The organism is Arthrobacter sp. 05T423, from assembly GCF_056396245.1.
On record NZ_JBFTLC010000018.1, the window covers coordinates 24,085 to 41,084 of the forward strand.

At 59.6% G+C, this 17,000-nt stretch carries 14 protein-coding genes; 7 read left to right on the plus strand and 7 right to left on the minus strand.

The window, feature by feature from the left end:
• Window positions 1–274 precede the first annotated feature (274 nt).
• Window positions 275–1,624, plus strand: coding sequence for a hypothetical protein (locus tag AC1DFE_RS14155; RefSeq protein ID WP_476906505.1), 1,350 nt, complete (start codon window positions 275–277; stop codon window positions 1,622–1,624).
• Between the two features lie 468 nt (window positions 1,625–2,092).
• Here AC1DFE_RS14155 and AC1DFE_RS14160 read toward each other — a convergent pair whose 3' ends face one another.
• A complete protein-coding gene (locus AC1DFE_RS14160) occupies window positions 2,093–3,382 on the minus strand; it encodes an ISL3 family transposase (RefSeq protein ID WP_476906506.1) in 1,290 nt (429 codons plus the stop codon).
• Between the two features lie 65 nt (window positions 3,383–3,447).
• On the opposite strand from AC1DFE_RS14160, the gene AC1DFE_RS14165 reads away from it, so the two are divergent.
• Window positions 3,448–3,999: an ATP-binding protein gene (locus AC1DFE_RS14165; protein ID WP_476906507.1), complete on the plus strand. Its 552-nt coding sequence runs from the start codon at window positions 3,448–3,450 to the stop codon at window positions 3,997–3,999.
• A gap of 200 nt (window positions 4,000–4,199) precedes the next feature.
• Here AC1DFE_RS14165 and AC1DFE_RS14170 read toward each other — a convergent pair whose 3' ends face one another.
• Window positions 4,200–4,571: a tyrosine-type recombinase/integrase gene (locus tag AC1DFE_RS14170; RefSeq protein ID WP_476906508.1), complete on the minus strand. Its 372-nt coding sequence runs from the start codon at window positions 4,569–4,571 to the stop codon at window positions 4,200–4,202.
• Window positions 4,572–5,356: 785 nt separating this feature from the next.
• Between AC1DFE_RS14170 and AC1DFE_RS14175 the strand changes: the two genes are divergently transcribed.
• Window positions 5,357–5,512 (plus strand): hypothetical protein, encoded by a 156-nt coding sequence (locus tag AC1DFE_RS14175; RefSeq protein ID WP_476906509.1) that lies wholly within the window; start codon window positions 5,357–5,359, stop codon window positions 5,510–5,512.
• Window positions 5,513–5,730: 218 nt separating this feature from the next.
• Here the strand turns inward: AC1DFE_RS14175 and AC1DFE_RS14180 are convergent, their stop codons facing one another.
• The 5 genes from AC1DFE_RS14180 to AC1DFE_RS14200 all read right to left on the minus strand — a co-directional run bounded on the left by AC1DFE_RS14180 (window position 5,731) and on the right by AC1DFE_RS14200 (window position 11,237).
• Complete coding sequence (locus AC1DFE_RS14180; RefSeq protein WP_476906510.1) at window positions 5,731–6,993, minus strand: glycosyltransferase family 4 protein; 1,263 nt, start codon at window positions 6,991–6,993, stop codon at window positions 5,731–5,733.
• Between the two features lie 2 nt (window positions 6,994–6,995).
• Window positions 6,996–8,231 (minus strand): glycosyltransferase family 4 protein, encoded by a 1,236-nt coding sequence (locus tag AC1DFE_RS14185; RefSeq protein WP_476906511.1) that lies wholly within the window; start codon window positions 8,229–8,231, stop codon window positions 6,996–6,998.
• Between the two features lie 118 nt (window positions 8,232–8,349).
• Window positions 8,350–8,859, minus strand: a complete 510-nt coding sequence (locus tag AC1DFE_RS14190; protein WP_476906512.1) for an acyltransferase — start codon at window positions 8,857–8,859, stop codon at window positions 8,350–8,352.
• 141 nt (window positions 8,860–9,000) lie between these two features.
• Window positions 9,001–10,503, minus strand: coding sequence for a tyrosine-protein kinase domain-containing protein (locus AC1DFE_RS14195; protein ID WP_476906513.1), 1,503 nt, complete (start codon window positions 10,501–10,503; stop codon window positions 9,001–9,003).
• A 269-nt stretch (window positions 10,504–10,772) separates the two neighbouring features.
• Window positions 10,773–11,237, minus strand: coding sequence for an Lrp/AsnC family transcriptional regulator (locus AC1DFE_RS14200; protein ID WP_476906514.1), 465 nt, complete (start codon window positions 11,235–11,237; stop codon window positions 10,773–10,775).
• Window positions 11,238–11,396: 159 nt separating this feature from the next.
• Here AC1DFE_RS14200 and AC1DFE_RS14205 point away from each other — a divergent pair, with 159 nt between their 5' ends.
• The 4 genes from AC1DFE_RS14205 to AC1DFE_RS14220 all read left to right on the plus strand — a co-directional run bounded on the left by AC1DFE_RS14205 (window position 11,397) and on the right by AC1DFE_RS14220 (window position 16,114).
• A complete protein-coding gene (locus tag AC1DFE_RS14205) occupies window positions 11,397–12,656 on the plus strand; it encodes a thiamine pyrophosphate-dependent enzyme (RefSeq protein WP_476906515.1) in 1,260 nt (419 codons plus the stop codon).
• Window positions 12,653–13,759 carry an alpha-ketoacid dehydrogenase subunit beta gene (locus tag AC1DFE_RS14210; protein ID WP_476906516.1) on the plus strand — a complete coding sequence of 369 codons (1,107 nt, stop codon included), beginning with the start codon at window positions 12,653–12,655 and terminating at the stop codon, window positions 13,757–13,759. Before AC1DFE_RS14205 ends, AC1DFE_RS14210 begins: the two co-directional genes overlap by 4 nt.
• 4 nt (window positions 13,760–13,763) lie before the next feature.
• Window positions 13,764–15,245, plus strand: coding sequence for a dihydrolipoamide acetyltransferase family protein (locus AC1DFE_RS14215; protein WP_476906517.1), 1,482 nt, complete (start codon window positions 13,764–13,766; stop codon window positions 15,243–15,245).
• A 239-nt stretch (window positions 15,246–15,484) separates the two neighbouring features.
• The gene (locus AC1DFE_RS14220) at window positions 15,485–16,114 is read left to right on the plus strand and encodes an SGNH/GDSL hydrolase family protein (RefSeq protein WP_476906569.1); all 630 of its coding nucleotides are present in this window, start codon (window positions 15,485–15,487) and stop codon (window positions 16,112–16,114) included.
• Window positions 16,115–17,000: the final 886 nt, after the last annotated feature.

Below are 17,000 nucleotides of genomic sequence, written 5' to 3' on the forward strand. Positions count from 1 at the left end.
GAAGTAAATAATTATCAATTTTTAGAAGCAGACTTTCGAGGTTCAAGCAACTCTCCTTTACATGAGGCGCCTAGGATGCTGTGATGCAGCGCGCAGCCCGACTACCTAAGCGTGTTAACTGGCACTGAGAGACTACACTGGCTAGGGGTGGCGCGTGCTCGCCTAGATGAGCATATGCACAAGCGCTGGATAACGTCACCTGTCCAAGGCATCATTCGCGCCCCCTATAGCCGTTCAACCCTGAAGGAGGACTGAAGTGGGAAAGACTATGAGCATGGCCACTTTAGTGTTTGCAGCGGCCGTCGTGACGTTTCTACACGAAGATGCACTTCTTCCGGCGTTTTTGGTCCCAACTGCCTTTGGTATGTTTTGGTTTCTCGCGGCTAAGGGCAAGCGGAAGTATCCATTAGCCGGGATCGTTGTATTGGCGTTGAGTGGTTGCCTGGCGTTGGGCTATAGCTTCTACCCGCTCATTGAGAATGAAGCTCTTGTTTCGATGCGCATTCCGTTTTCGAGGCAGGCCTACAATGCGGCTTTTGGGGTCATTTTTCTATCGATTATGAGTATCTTCTTTGGGGGATTGCTTGTCCTTCGCCCTCCGCTAGGTAGACAAATGGAGGATGAATCAAATCGGCTCGAAAGGCTGGTTGGCCTGCACGCCGGTAAATTGCTTGCTTTGTCGCTGATTCCACTTGTTCTGTACGTAATTGGCTACGGACCTAGTGGCTTGATGGAAAGACGCCATTACTTGGAAATGGCGGGGCCGCAGCTTGTTGTTAGCGCCAGTTCGATCTTCGGACCCGTCGGAGCGGTTCTCGCCTCAATTGTTCTTATTGTTAGGCAGTCCCCGCGGCACTTGCGAACAACTGCGGGGTTGCTGCTGGGGGGCTACTTCCTTGTGATGATCGCCACTGGCTCTCGGGCCGTTGCGGTATTGCCCCTTATTCTTCTTTGGCTGTTCATTGAGTTTCGAAAACCAGGAAAACTTGGGGTAGCAGTGTCTGTGGTTGGCAGCATGTTCAGCGTTGTAGCTCTCCTCAATGCCTCGCTTGTTTTCAGGCTGGAAGCTGTTGGTGCTGGGCTGCTGCCGTACTTCCGCCTTCTAACTGAAAATCCTGAAAGATTATCTGAAGTTCGGTTCGGGCAGTTGGTTGGGAACGTACTATTTGGGGTCCCGCTCACCGGGGACATTGTTATGTCCGGTAAACTGGACCAACAATACTTTTGGACGTCCGTTAATCCTCTGCCCGGGGGGCTGACCGAGTGGAGTTCGATTCTGGGTGAGCTTAGCTGGGGGCCAGCGACACCATTTAATACCTTCGGCGAGCTCTTTGCGTATGGCGTCTTCTACGTTGTAATGTTTATGTTTTGCGTTGGTGCTTTGGTATCCGGATTGGACAATATTATTTGTTCTTTCAATGGTGCGCTTAGGCAAACACTCACCTTGGTCGCCGTCATTTCCCTGTTGCTCTTCGCCTCTGCAGTCTTCCAGTACCCTGTGCGCAATGCATCGAGAATCGTCTGGTACTTAGCAGCTGTTGTAGTTGGATTGGCCATCTTGAAGAGCAAAGCCTTGTTCTCGCAGCTTGGTGCGTCGTCGTTTGTCCGCAATACCGATGGCTGAAGCCGCGATGTAGGATTACAGAGTTATCGTCTCAGACCAGCGGCATTAGGACGCACACCTCTGGGCTCGGGGTTCGTCTCTGGGGCGCGGCGGCATCGGACGATACTTGGACGCTCAATTGGTTTCGCGGGTCACGGGTGCCTTCATCGCCCGGTAGTAGCACTGGCCCGCCTGACGGGGTGACCGCATCCATGAGCTGGTCACGGAGCCGGCTTGTAGAGCGGGCGCGGCGATGCTTAGATACTCTCATCCCAACAGGGCCCTGGCCACCTTTGTCTTCAAAGACTCGAACTCGAATCCCCTACCAACCACGAAGAGATTCCCTAACGCTTGTCAAGCGTTTTTTAGCCGTGGACGACGGGCAGGGTGAGTGCACCCTCACCTGTTTTTTTGGTGCGGGTTGTCTGTCCGTCGCCTGTCAATGCGGCTCTTCGCGGTTCGTGGGGAAATGAATCCCTGGAATGAGCGTCATGCCGCCGTCCGGACGGCACTTCTCAAGAGAATAACCGATTTGTAGTTGGCGGCATTGCGGTACCCGCGGGCGGTTCGCTTGATGTTCTTGATAGCGGTGTTGTTGGCCTCGACCCTGCCTGTTGTGGCACCGGTGACAATGAGCACCTCGATCTCTTTCCACCACCGGCAGACCGTGCGGTAGAGCCTGTTCGTTTCGGGCCTGGCTGCTGCCTTGACCAGTTCCTCGAGTACCTCCTTGGCCTCCGCAGCGTCTTCCAGGGAGCCGGTCCGAAGCAGGACGCGGAGTTGTTCTTTGACCTTCCAGACGGCCCGGAGGATGCCGGTCGGATCATCCAAGGTGAACACCTCCTCAAGCCGGAGGGCGGCCCGGCAGCTGAGGGTGTCGCCACCGCGCAGCAGGAGCATGCGGTGCGCCCATGCCTTGTCGATTGCCCTTCCGCGGCGGCCCTTGACCTGCTGGGAGAGGTTCTGCCGGGTCTCGGTCATGGCCTGGTTGGCCAGCGAGATCAAGTGGAAATGATCAACAGCAACAGCGGTCCGCGGAAGCCACATGCGCAACGCCTTCCGGAACGCCGCGGAGGGGTCGATCGCGACAACTTGCACGGCCAGCCGCCATTCCAGGGGCCGGGCGAATAGCCAGTCCCCGACGCCCTTGTGGTCACGGCCGTCCACCACGCCAAGGACCTGGCCGGTGTCCAGGTCCACGATGGTGGTCATCCACGGCTCGAAGCGTGTCCAGGCCTTCGTTCCCGGGTCCTGGAAATAGCGCACGGACCGGAACCGGTGCTCATCAATGCCCAGCATCCGCGGGCTGAGTTTGTCCACGTCTGGCAACTTCAGCAGGTACGCCTCGGTGACGGCGGCCCGGACCATCCACCAGGACACGGCGAAGCCGGCGGCTGCTTCCGATACCGCCCGGCCGGAGCGGATGACCGCGTCCACAAGCTGGTCCCGCAGCCGGGTGGTGGAACGGGCACGGCGCGGAACTTGAGGCGTGGATTCAAAGAACGACAGACGGTCGCAGGCCTGCTCTTCGCAGTACCAGCGGTACTTGGACCACAGCACTTCCACCGGGCCTGCCACAGGAATATCGCGGAGCCGCTGGAAGCGGCGTTCCTTACGCCGGGAGGCGATGACGCCGCAGCTCGGGCACCCCGGCGGCTGATTGGTTTCGACGATGACCTGCCGCTGGCCGGCTGTGATGGTGGTGGAAATGACGCGGTAGTCGGGCAGATTGAAGAGGATGGTGGCAGCGTCGGCTGCGACCCCGGTAGGCTCGATCAAGGCTCGTGGTCCTGTTCCAGGTTGAATGCTTAGACACACTCATCCCAGCAGGGCCACGGGCCCCCTTGTCTTCAACGACACGAACTCAATTCCCCACCAACCACGAAGAGCCGCTGAACCGGCGAGATTCCCGCTCCGCCGCGCTGCGCGCCGGTCTGGATCCCTCGATGCGGCTGGAAACCTGGAACGATGCCGGGGACCTGAGCTATGACCGGATGCTGTTCTCCGACCTGAGCAAGCTCGCGTTCGCTGAGGCCGGGCACTCCGTCCTGCTCCTCGGACCCGTCGGCGTCGGCAAAACACACCTCGCCACCGCCCTCGGACACATCGGGATCCGGCGGCGGATGAGCGTGCAGTTCTGGTGCGCCGACAAACTCTTCACCCGGCTGCGAGCCGCCCGACTGGACAACTCACTCGAAGCCGAGATGCGCAGGATCACCGCCGTTGACCTGCTCATCATCGACGACCTCGCCATCAAGGCCCTCGACGCGACCCAAACCAATGACTTCGACGAAATCGTCGTTGAACGCCACCGGCGCAAATCCACCATCATCAGCTCCAACCGCGAACCGGCCAAAGCGCACTTGTTCGCGCGAACATATGTCAGGTGGCGCTGAAACCGGTCGGGTTCGCTGCTGGTTCGGGCAGGCGGGGAGGGTCCACGTGGTCGGCGAGGTGGGAAACCTGCGCAGTTGCGCGCCTGTCCACACCTCCCGCTGCGCTGCGGCCATCCGCAGCTTCCACCTTATTTTCATGGTGCTCCGTGCCCTTCTGCCAGATTGGTCAGGGTATCGCTGACCGCACGGCGGTACGCGTCCTAGATGAACGTGGCCGAGGGCCGCACGTAACGCATCGTGGACGCGACCGTCCAGTGTCCGAGCAGTTGCGGGCTCGCCACCAGATCCACACCCCGCTCGTAGTTATGGGTCGCGCAGGCCCGTCGCATCGCATGGGGGCTGAACCAGTCCGTCTGTGGCCGCCCTTCAATTTCCATCAGACGCCGAAGCCTGTTGCGGATAGTGCCGCGGTGCAACGAGCCTCCGGATTCATCAGCAAACAAAACGGGCGAATCGGGGAACCTGCTGCGGACATCGGACAGATACCAGTGCAGGACCAGATCGAGCCCGTCCAGCATCGGCACCCACCGAGGCCTGGGTCCGGAGGTGCGGGCCGCTTTGCCGAAACGCACATGCAACTTGCCACAAGGACCGGGTCGAAATGGACGTCACCGGTATCGACCCGGGCTGCCTCGTCCGCCCGGAGCCCAGCGTGATACAGCGTCCTGAACAACGCGTAATCCCTTGCCGCCGGCGCGTACTTGCGCGCGGTCGGGATCCGTCCACGCAAAAAGGCGAAGAATTCCCCAGTCGCTGCGGCGTCGGCGGGGGCAACAGCGCAGGGCCCTCGTCACCGACATGACGCGACGCGTTGAACTCATCAACGGGACACACGAGCCTGATGCCGAAGGAAGCCTCGATCCGGGAGGCCTTACGGGTCTGAAGAAACCGGTAAAAACCCTTGAACGCCTGAACATATCCGCGCCGGATCGCGCTCGACAAGCCGTCGGCAGCCAGACCACCACCAGGCGGTCGATGTCATCCACATCAGCTTCCCAAGCGGTCCGGCCAAGCAAGTCCAAGGCCCGGCCAAGCAGCCCAACCCCATTTTCGATCGTCACTGGGCTAAAGCCTCGCGCGATCCAGGACGCCTCGTATGCCGCCACGCAGTCCGCCTGGAACGCCAGCGGATCTGCCCGCTCCACGGCCGTGTTCTCCGCATCAAGTTGTCCCTGCACGACCCGGAAACCACGCCGGTCCATGGCACGCCTTCTTTGGACTAAAAGAATTCAGGTGCCACCTATCAAACACCCGCGCCACCGAATAATTCGGCAAGACACGCAAAGAGTGCATCCTTGCAGATGAAAGGGCGAATGCCCCGCGAGGAACGTGTGCCACTTTCAGATGAATGGCGGCCATGACCAGCGACACCTTACTCGCCCAATCCGCAAACGACCGGCTCACCCAGGGCGCTCACACCGTAATCATCGAAGGCCCCTCCTTGCGCCAACGCGAGACCCTGGACCGGCGCGCCGCCATTGACGAAAACAAGGAGACCGGCAATTCTAACTAACACTCACAGGTGGTCCCATACTCGTGGCAACGCGGTGGTCCCATATCGCGGGCAAGCGACACGCGCGCACCCATCCCTGTCCCGTCGACCAGCCGTGCAACCGGAAGTGGAACCGGCACCGACCCCCAGGCGAACCAACGGGCCAGACTACACTGCTCGAAAACAGAAAACAACCACCGAGCAACCCGCCAGCCCGAAGCAGCACGCATCGCCCACCTCTATGAAGAATCGGGGCTAGCGCTTTCCGGACTGATCAAGTCATTAAGTTGAGACCAAACCTCGGCGCTATAGGCTTCCCAAGAACAGCCAAGGCGATTGATTGGGGACGTGGCGCGATTACGGAAAGATTCCGACCGCGCACGCCTAGCTTCAACAGTCAACTTGGAGAGAGATCCGATTGCATTGGCTAGGGAACTCGCACTGGCTGCCGGGACGACGAGTCCCTCCTCGGGGGACAGGAACTCGGCTGCTCCAACATGATCAGTGACGATTACCGGCAGACCACAAGCCAATGCTTCCGGTACTGCCAGAACAAAGTTATCTTCCAGGCTCGGATACACGAAGGCGTCAGATTCATTCATATATGAAATGAGACGATTGGTCGACATCACGCCCAAGTACCTGCAGTTCTCGGGCAAATCCTCCAGCACCGCCGGATGCACCGTCGGGCCAACTAGGCTCAAACGAATATTGGGCAGTCGGCGCACGGCAGCAAATAGAAATGGTAGTCCCTTGCCGTATCGCATCTGGCCCGCGTAAATGAGCTCAATTTTGACTGACTCATTTGGTTGATTACCTGGCCTGAAGTGAGTCAAATCAACGCCGTAGGGGACTTGAATGATGTGTCGATCAGATTTTCCGTAAGCGCGCATCTGATTTGAAACGAAATTGGAAGGGCTCAGGACATAATCAGCCGCTTCGATTTCTGCAGTTATGCGAGAAATGTGGTCCGGGGAATGAAGATAGTCTGCAATCAATCTCTTTGGGTAGGCTTGCAAAAGTAATTCGTTATGCACGGCAGGGTGCGAGTCAACTTCGTGGAATACTCGAACTAAGTGCTGGTTCCTAGTAAAAGTCTCCAAGCTTGCGCCAGGCATGCCGACGACAACTGACGTTTCCGCGGATATCCTACGACTGACAACGCGGTCAAATTCGGCTTTCCAGCGGTTAAGGAATACTCCCAAGTTCACGCCGCTTCCTGAAAATCTGTGAACGAGACGGCGGAGTTCCAGGGAGGGCATAACCTCTTCGAGTTGTGGCAAATCGGGGAGACTTCGGTCAAGCCGTCCTGCTATATTTTTCAACCTGGGAATCCGGGCAGCCGCTTTGGCAGCAATCCGATTGCCCTTACGCGATGGTGTGATCGCGACATCAAGTAAGGACATGGCGGATAGATATCGAGACTGCTGAAGAATTGCCCCCTCGGGGTAGGGGACTGACAAAGAAACTCTTAGATGCGCACCGGAAGCTAAGGTCTCCATTGTTATTCCTCTTTGCGCTGTAGGTATTCCGACATGGCCGCTTCGACGTCCTTTGCAGCCATTTTCGCATATGACTCCCAGTCCAATTGTGCAGTACTATCGGCGGCTTTCACAGAGAAAGCTCTGTGTAATTCAGGGAAATCTATCAGACGACTTATAGAGGACGCGATCGCGTCGGAGGATTTTGCGGGTATGACAAAGCCACACTTGTCATGAACGTCCAGGTCTGAGGCGGCAGTTAGTGGTGTTGCGAGCACAGGGAGACCATTGGCCAATGCCTCAACAATGACTAACCCGTATCCTTCGAAGATGCTTGGTAAAACAAACAAGTCCTGGTCACGAAACTTCTCAAATAGTTCACCACGGGGCATTGGTGGCACGACGCGAACATGCGCCGTGAGGCCCCTTTCGCGGACCATTTGAGACAGCTTTTCAACATCGCGGGATATGGCCAAGAGCTCGACCCTTTTTCCCGCCTCATTGAGTTGCTGAATTCCATCCAGCAAGTAAGGCAAACCCTTCTGCTCACTGGCACGTCCGGCAAAAACTATTCGGAACGCTCCCGACCTCTCCTCACCGGCCCATCGTCGTGTTCGTTCGCCGCCCCTAATTGCTGGAAAACCCAGTGACCGACGGATAATGGGTTGCTGAAGACCTGCATCTCGGAGGGACTCCGCAACGAATGTGCTTGACGCAAGAAAATGCGTCGCGCTGAACAACTCAGACGCCTTGACACGCTCCTCCGGCAGCATCTTATCTACCTGCGTTGGGTCCAGTTTCCTTACCAGCCCCATTGCCGGCTGGGGTAAATACACCAACAAAGGGATGTTGTTTGCGAAACAATATTCGGACAGCATCGGGTTCATCGACCCGGTCGCGATTACAAAATCTGGCCTGGATCGCTGGATTCTTCGGATAGCTTCTTTTTGAACCCGGAGGATCATCTTGTTATGAACAGCAAGGTTGAGACCGAGTCTGTCGGTGCGTTCGAGGACAACGCGACATATATCGTGAGCGACGCCTGCGTTGTGAACGTTGGAACGTACTAAGCCACCCGGAAGTCGTCGCCGTTCAAGCTCCCGGCGGATTGCGGGGACTATGAATGGCTGGTCGACATCTTGGTCAGCGGGGACTGCGAACGACGTGACAAAATCCACGCTGTGCCCTCTGCCAACCAAGCCGTGCGACACCCATCGGACGGCGGGGTGGCTCGATGGGGCGCTTACTACTATTTTCATCGATTAGCCGTCCTTTGTTGGCTTGCCTAAGTGGATGGACACGTTTGCATGCTTCACACCAATACCTGGTGGTCTGATCGGCCCGGACCGATTTCGTTCCATGTCAGGGTCATCGCCGCTAGGGTCTCCTCGGTTGGCGCGTGTACAGGTGGTTGCTCTTCGTCCAGTACTCCGCGGTCGAGGAAATGCGTCGAGCGGGATTTCCTGCCCAGACTTCGTCATCCGGGACGGAGCGCGTAACCACTGCCCCACTGCCGATGATTGCGCCGTCTCCGATCGTGACGCCCGGAAGAATCGTGACGCCCAAGCCTACGAAGGCAGCGTTCCCTATTCTTACGGGGGCAACGCGCTTAATCTCCGTAGAGTGGTCCCCACTTATGCGTTCAGAGACGCGATCAAGGCTGAAGTCGTGCGTGAGTATTTTGACGTAATGGCTGATGACACAGCGATCGCCAAGTTCGATGGAGCCCGGAGTGGATATGTCCCAGAAAGTCGTTGGACTGATCCATAGAGGCAAACCATTGATGGCGATGCCTGACCGTCTCAGCAACGACGCACTTACCTTGCGGTACGCCTGCTGACTAAAGCGGTCGATTACCGACGCAGGCGCCAAAAGCCGATGATACATAAGCACTCCTCTATTAGCTCTTCAAGGTTTCTAAACGCCGAAAGGTGCCGATGATTCGGGGACGCCGCGAGGTCATCCTGTTCCGAGGGCAGCAGTCAACTGCATCAACCGGTATGTTCACGAACAGCGGTCGTTCCGAACCTAACGGTCGTCGCGGGGAAACCTTCGCGCCGCTCTCCCGGCTTCCGCCAAGTCACCAGGCGGACTGGCATGGGTCAGCGGTTGGACGTCATCGGCGGCCTTCTTACGGGTCCGGGAGCGAACTGACTGAGCGCCGGTACCCAAATCGGACTCAGAGTCATTGCTGTAGTACGAGTATTCGTACGCGTCCGGGCCCTTTACGGGCAGTCGGTTCAGTACGACACCGAGTAGTTCAGCGCCAACGAGATTGAGGGCGTTGACTGATTTTTCAAGATCGTGCCGCTTGAGCCTTTGAACACCCACAACTAGCAACACGCCGCCAACATGTTGCGAGAGCACGGCTGCATCTGTAACGGGCAGGAGAGGCGGGGCGTCAATAATTATGGTGTCGAAGGCTTGTTCTAGGCGCGACACTAGATGCTTCATTTCGTCGGAACCGAGTAATTCGCTCGGATTCGGGGGTATCTGGCCCGACGTCAGAACGTAGAGGTTGTCCTCGCCCCAAGGCTGGAGCAGATCATTCACGTCTGCCGATCCGACAAGGGCCGTCGTGAGTCCTGCACTACGATCCAAACCCAAATACTCACTCACCATCGGGCGACGAAGGTCAGCGTCTATCAGGCAGACGGTCTGGCCAGCCTGAGCTAGAGCTATGGCCAGGTTCGTAGCCGTCGTGCTTTTGCCTTCACTGGGAAGTGATGAAGTAACCAGTACGGATTTGGCCCGCCCTGAAACATTTGCGAACTGCAAATTGGTGCGCAACTGACGAAAGGACTCCGCCCGTGGACTTTGCGGTCCGGTCTGCGTCAGAAGCGGCTTTCTCGTGGCGTCCTGATCGAATGCGATGCCTCCGAGGATGGGCGCATCTGTCACATGCCGCAGCTCGTTTTCACCTCTGATTCGGTTGTCCAGAGTTGTCCGCAGCACTGACGAGGCAAAGCCCAGCGTCAGTCCAACTATCAGGCCCAAGATTAGGTTTAGGCGTGTATTGGGTGAGGACGGAGAAACGGGGGCGGTAGCGGGTTTAATGATTGAAAGGGCGACCGGCGAAGTCCCGCCGGCCTTTGGCCTTTCTAGCTTGTCAATAGCATTGACCAAACTGGTGGCGACAGCTTGAGCGATGGCTGCAGCCTGAACCGGGGAGTTGTCAACCACCGAAATGTTGATCAGTACGGTGTTTGCTTCTGTGCTAGCCGTAACCTTGCTCGCGAGTTCAGCGGCCGTAACCTCGAGCCCCAAGGTGTCGATTGCCGGCTGCAGCACCACCGGCGAGTCCACTGTCTTGACATAAGACTGCACGCGCGCCTGACTGAACGTGTTGCCCTGCTGCAACTCTTGGACGGAACCTGAACTCTGAATGGCCACAAAGAGTTGCGTCTCGGCCGTGTAGGTGGGCTTGGTGAGAACAGATGCCAGGCCACCCGCTAAGATCCCCGCCAGTGCCATTGCAACGATCAAGATCCAATTGCGCCGCAGGGTGCGCAAGCTATCGCGAAGATCCAAAACCGGGGTCCCCCTGTATTGAGTGCAGAGGGCCGCCATTTGGCACGCCCCCAGAACGGCATTATTCGTGCGGTCTCATTGATTGTACCCGGCGCGTGTGCTGAGAGCCTTTCGACGCCATGTTAGTTGGTGTAGCTCGTGGATTCCTTCACGGCGGTTTTATGCCGGTCCTCGCACGCTGAAAGGTAGACACGGATGTACCTGCGGATTCACGATTGTCCGACATCCGTGATTAGGCGGGGCCGGTGTCGATGTCTGGCTTCTCGGCACTATCGTGTGTCCACATCCTCAAACACCAGAAACGTCCGGGTATCCAAGACCCCGGACATGGGCTGGATGTGATCAAAAATCACCCGACGTAAATCGATGTTGTCGACGGCGCGAACCAGCAGGATGACATCGAAGTCCCCGCCCACCAGTGCAATGTGGTGCACTTCTGGGATCGCGCGCAAAAGCTCCCGGAGCTCGCGCCACGAATGCTGGCGCACCTTCAGCGTTACATAGGCGGACGACTTCAGCCCCGCCTTTATCGGATCCACCAGGGCCGTGAACTTGGTCAGCACGCCCTCGCCCGTCAGCCTGGCAATCCGAGTGTACGCGTGCGCGCGCGAAATATGGACGTTGTCGGCCACTTGGGTCACCGACATCCGCCCGTCCCGCGTCAGCTCCGTGATGATGTTCCGATCCACTTCATCCAGCGGGACCACACCCTTCTCCATTTCGGCTCGCGCCATTTGTCTAGTACTCCCATCGGTAATCCACCTCACACTTACGATTCGTCTTTCAGGCTAGGCCAATCGCTCAAAGCTCTCCACAATCCCTAACCGGACTGGATACGAAACATCGTCCGGGACCATACTGAAAGCGAATAGTGGCTACAGAAGGACGGACCAATGACGATCTCCGCAGACCACACTGCGCCGGGGCAGACTGCACATGGCAAACCCGCTGAAGTGCAGACCGAGGACGCGCAACTGCCCGGCGCAGCCGCCGAGACCGCGCGTAAGTTCGGCATCACCGCCGAGGACTACATGCTTCCGGCCCGCCATCAGATTCAGATGGTGGACCAGAACGGCAACCTGAAGCACCACTCCGAGCAGGGCGCCGAACCGGGCCACGAGTATCCGCTACCCGCCGACGAGGAACTCCTCGCGGCCTACGAGCAGCTCGTAGTCGGACGGCGGGTCAATGACCAGAACTCCGCCCTGGTCCGTCAGGGCCGCATGGCCGTCTATCCCTCCAGCCATGGCCAGGAGGCATGCCAGGCAGCTGCCGCACTTTGTCTCGCCGATGGCGACTGGATGTTTCCCACCTACCGTGACGCTGTTGCCGTCATGGCACGCGGTGTGGACCCGATCGAGGCCATGACCATCTTCCGCGGTGACTGGCACGGGGGCTATGACCCCCTCGAGCATAAAGTCGGGATCCAGTGCACACCGCTCACCACGCAGCTGCTTCACGCCGTCGGCGTCGCGCACGCGGCCAAGCTGCGCGGCGAGGACACAGTCGTTCTTGCCATGTGCGGCGACGGCGCCACCAGCGAGGGTGATTTCCACGAGGCCCTGAACTTCGCCGCGGTCTTCCATCTGCCCGTCATTTTTTTCGTTCAGAACAACCAATACGCCATCTCCGTGCCCCTGGCTCATCAGTCCGTCGCCCCGTCGCTCGCGCACAAGGCTGTGGGATACGGAATGGCCGGAGAGCGGGTGGACGGCAACGACGTCGTCGCGCTCCTCGCCGTGCTGGACCGCGCGGTCAAGCTCGCCCGCGAAGGCTCCGGGCCTCTCCTGGTCGAGGCGCATACCTACCGCATGCAGGCCCACACCAACGCGGACGATGCCACCCGCTACCGTCAGGACGGCGAGGTTGCCCAGTGGGTGGCCAGGGATCCGATCATACGAATGCGGAAGTTCCTCACGGACAGGGCGCTGCTGGACGACGGCGGCGAAGGCCGGATCGCCGAAAAGGCGGAAGCGGTTGCCGCGCAGCTCCGCGCCGGTCTAGGCGAGGACGTTCCCATCGATGCACAGGATCTGTTCAAATACGTCTTCTCAATCCCGACACCGCAGCTAATCGAGCAGTCGGCGCTGCTTGCCGACGAGCTCGCCCGTGACGCTGCCGGCTCTGCATCCGATACGGAGGTCACCGAATGAGCCCGACCATCGCTAGCTCCTCCGATGCCAGCGGCAACTTTAGCCAGGCCACGGCCCGAGCTGCTGTCTCCGCTGCGGCCGGCGCCGAGGCGGCCGGACCACAACCGATCACTATGGCCAAGGCGCTGAATACCGCCATGGCGGACGCCATGCACGCGGACGACTCCGTCCTCGTCTTCGGCGAGGACGTCGGCTTGCTGGGCGGCGTCTTCCGCATCACCGACGGACTGATGAAAACCTTCGGTGAACAGCGCTGCTTCGACACGCCGCTGGCTGAGTCGGGCATCGTTGGGATGGCCGTGGGTATGGCCATCAACGGCATGCGGCCGGTAATCGAGATGCAGTTCGACGCCTTCGCCTACCCGGCTTTCGAGCAGATCGTCAGCCACGTGGCCAAGATGCACAACCGCACCAAGGGTCGGGTGAAGCTGCCCATGGTCATCCGTATTCCCTATGCTGGCGGCATCGGGGGAGTGGAGCACCACTGCGACTCCTCCGAGTCCTATTACGCGCACACCGCCGGGCTGAAGGTCTACACGCCGGCCACGGTGGCCGACGCCTACCGCATGCTACGGGAAGCCATCGACTCGGACGACCCCGTGATGTTCATGGAGCCCAAGAAGCTGTATTGGTCTAAAGACCTAGTGGATCTGCAAGCGTTGCGCGACGAATACGAAGGAAAAACGGGGGCCGGCACCGAGGGCCGCGCTGCTGTCGCCCGTTCCGGAACCGATGCGACGCTCATCGCCTACGGACCGTCCGTCCCGACCGCCCTCGTCGCCGCAGCCGCGGCCGCCGAAGAAGGGCGTTCGCTCGAAGTCATCGATATCCGCACCATCGTCCCGTTCGACGACGACACCGTGGCCGCCTCCGTCCGGAAGACCGGCCGGGCTGTGGTCATCGCCGAGGCGCATGGGTTCGCGTCGGTGTCCTCCGAAATCGTGGCCCGCGTCCAGGAACGCTGCTTCCATCACCTCGCTGCACCCATCCGCCGCGTCACCGGCTTCGATGTTCCCTATCCCGCACCGAAACTCGAGCGCTACTACCTGCCCGGCGTGGACCGCATACTCGACGCCGTTGACGCCCTCCAGTGGGAAGACTGATCAGATGACCGATGCCAAAGTGTTCCTCCTGCCCGACCTCGGCGAAGGCCTGACCGAAGCTGAACTCGTGAATTGGCTTGTGGCCGTGGGCGACGAGATCCGGGTGGACCAGCCCATCGCGGAAGTGGAGACTGCCAAGTCGGTAGTAGAGGTCCCATCCCCGTACGCCGGCACCGTTGCCGAACTGCACGGAGAGCCCGGCCAGACCCTGGACGTCGGCAAGCCCCTGATCTCCGTGACTCCCGCCGGGTCGCCGGTCGAGCTTGTCGAGACCCCTAAAAAGCAGGTCGGGCCTGTCGAGATCAATCCCGCGGAGACCGAGGCTGCCGGGACCTACCGCACGGAAGAAAAAGCAGGATCCGGAAACGTCCTCATCGGCTACGGAACACCAGATGGACAGGGTCAGACCCGTCGGACGAGGGCAAGGCGGTCGTCCACGCTGATTGAGCGAGGCTCAACCCGCACTCCGCCGGTTGAGCCAGTCGAAACCCAGGTCGCCGCAACCAAACTCACCTCCTCCACCGACGATCTTCTTCTCCTGCGCACGCGCGTCCCGGGCAAACTCGGGGCGGTCATCTCACCGCTGGTGCGGCGAATGGCCAAGGAACATGGAGTTGATCTCGGGCACCTCCAGGGATCTGGCGACAGCGGGCTGATCATGCGCCGCGACGTCGAAGCCGCGATCACCAAGTCGGTGGCTGAGCCTGTCGAAACCAGGGCCCCGGCAAGCTCGACCGGTGGCGCCATCGACCTCCGCACCGGGCTCGGCATCGCAAGCCGCACTCCGATCCGGGGCGTGCGAAAAGTCGTCGCCGCCAACATGTCGCGAAGCCGTTCCGAAATTCCCGAAGCAACCGTGTGGGTGGACGTGGACGCGACCGCTCTAGTGGAGCTCCGTGCTGCCCTCCGGAAGACCGACGCCAACAAGACGCCAGGCCTCCTAGCCTTCATCGCGCGTTTTGTCACTGCCGGGTTAAAAAAGTACCCCGAACTGAACACTCGGATCGTGAGTACAGGGGACACCGCGGGCAGTGAGCAACAGGAGATCGTAGTCTTCGATGGAGTCAACCTGGGCTTTGCCGCTCAGACGGACCGTGGGCTGATGGTCCCAGCCGTCCCCAACGCGGACAAACTCAGCGCGCGGGAACTGGACACTGAGATCCGTCGGTTGACCGCCGTCGTACGCGACGGCAAGGCGACGCCAGCCGAGCTGGGCAGCGGCACCTTCACGCTGAACAACTATGGCGTGTTCGGTGTCGACGGTTCGGCAGCGATCATCAACTATCCGGAGGTTGCGATACTGGGCGTGGGCCGGATCATCGACAGGCCGTGGGTGGTGAACGGCGAACTCGCAGTCCGCAAGGTCACCGAGCTGGCCCTGACCTTCGACCACCGCGTCTGTGACGGCGCCACGGCGGGTGGATTCCTGCGCTACGTTGCGAATGCTATCGAGAACCCTGTTTCCATCCTCTCCGATCTGGCGTGACAGTGGGCATCGACGGTGGGCTGGGCGCTGAGTTGACGTCGGATCGAACGCCGTTGTGCCTCTCAAAGTGACCGGTCCCGTGGACGCTGCGGCGTAGACATAGAATTGGGCGGAACCGTATTGGACTTTTGGGTGGGGGATTCTTGGGCCGCTGGAAGTATGCATTGTTGGCGGCGTTGGCCGTAATCGCGTTGGTTGTGACCGCAGTGGCCCTGCTAATAACTCCCGGTCCTGCTCCCGTGTCTGGACGGGTTGCGTCGTTTACACCCGCGCCGGAGCCTACGCGGGATTTCCAGACACTAGCGGGCTTCCTCGGGGACTCGTATGCGGCTGGCATCGGGTCGTCCGTCGGAAATAGGCGGTGGACGGCATTGGTCTCGTCAAAACGCGGCTGGGCCGAAATCAATGGCGGCTACGGAGGCACCGGATACGGCACGGCGGGACAAGTAGACGGTGGGAAGTCCTATGCTGACCGCGTATCGGCATTTGCGGAACGTGTATCCAACGCTGAGACGAGTCTAGTCATAGTTTCGGGTGGTCGTAGCGACTTAAGCAGCGCAACCCCTGGAGCAGAAGTTGCGGCTGGAATCGCTCGGACGTTCACTGACCTCCGCAAATTGCTGCCGGGCACTAGGATCATTGCCCTAAGCCCGCTGTGGGATGACGACCCTCCTCCAGTAGGATTGTCCTCGATTGGACAGCAGGTTAGAGCGGCGGTAACAAGGGTTGGTGGCCAGTACGTCGATATTGGCCAGCCCTTCACCGGTCGACGCGATCTGATCGGTCCCGACGGTGTACATCCGAATGATGCCGGCTACGAGCTCTTGGCGAAAAGAATCAATTCTGCACTGCCCAAGGACTTGCCCTAGCTGTACTTCAGCCGAACGTGGTACATGTGCTGGTGGGTGGCCGTCCTTCGAGGGCGCCGTCGTTGCAGCGGTGGTAGTTGGAACCTTCCTGCTGGGTGCCGTTGCCGCTCGACCTTGCCGTCTTGGCAGGGGCTGCGGGGTTTCATGCGCCAATGTCTCGCGCCGAGGGCTGCAATGGCTTTGGTGAAAGCAGTGGCGCGGGCGGGGAGGCCTCTGTCGTCGAGGGGACGACGGAGGCCAATACAGGGAGGGTATTCGCGACCACGTGAACGTGGTCAAAGCTGATGCTGTGGCGATGACGGCGCTGGCGCCCCCTCTCTTAACTGCCTCGGGCAGGACTCCAGCCCCTTGGCCGCTTTATTGCAGCCGTCCTACCAAGCGTCGGAGGTGTCAGTCCGTCCGGTTGATGCTTGGACTCGAATTTTTCGTGGCAACCGAGGACGTCCTCATGATCTCTTTTCGAGTATTCGTGTGCAGGACGGAGCTGGCAACGAGCGCGGTCGATACGAAACGAAGGTGACGTACATAAGTGGCGACAAGTCCGAGCCGCCCCTCCTCGGGAGAGTACTCAGGAAACGAATTCCAGACCGCAAGAGTCTCCCGGGTTGTTGGTCTCATTTGTATCCGAGGTCACCAACCGATGAATTTCTCCGCTCCTGCCGTCATGTCCGTGGACGAGTCAGCCGTCAACCGGGACGCCGCGCTGCGTCCTTGCCCTGTACATATCAGACGATATGTAGTGAAGCGGGTTACCTGGCCCCGGGCGGTCCATTATCGCCAGCCGGTCCTGCAGCGCCGGCATGATGTGATTCATCGGCCCGGAGAGGGGATGGGCGCTGCTGGACCTGTTGCCGGCGGTCATGTCCCTTATCCCGGACGGGCAGGT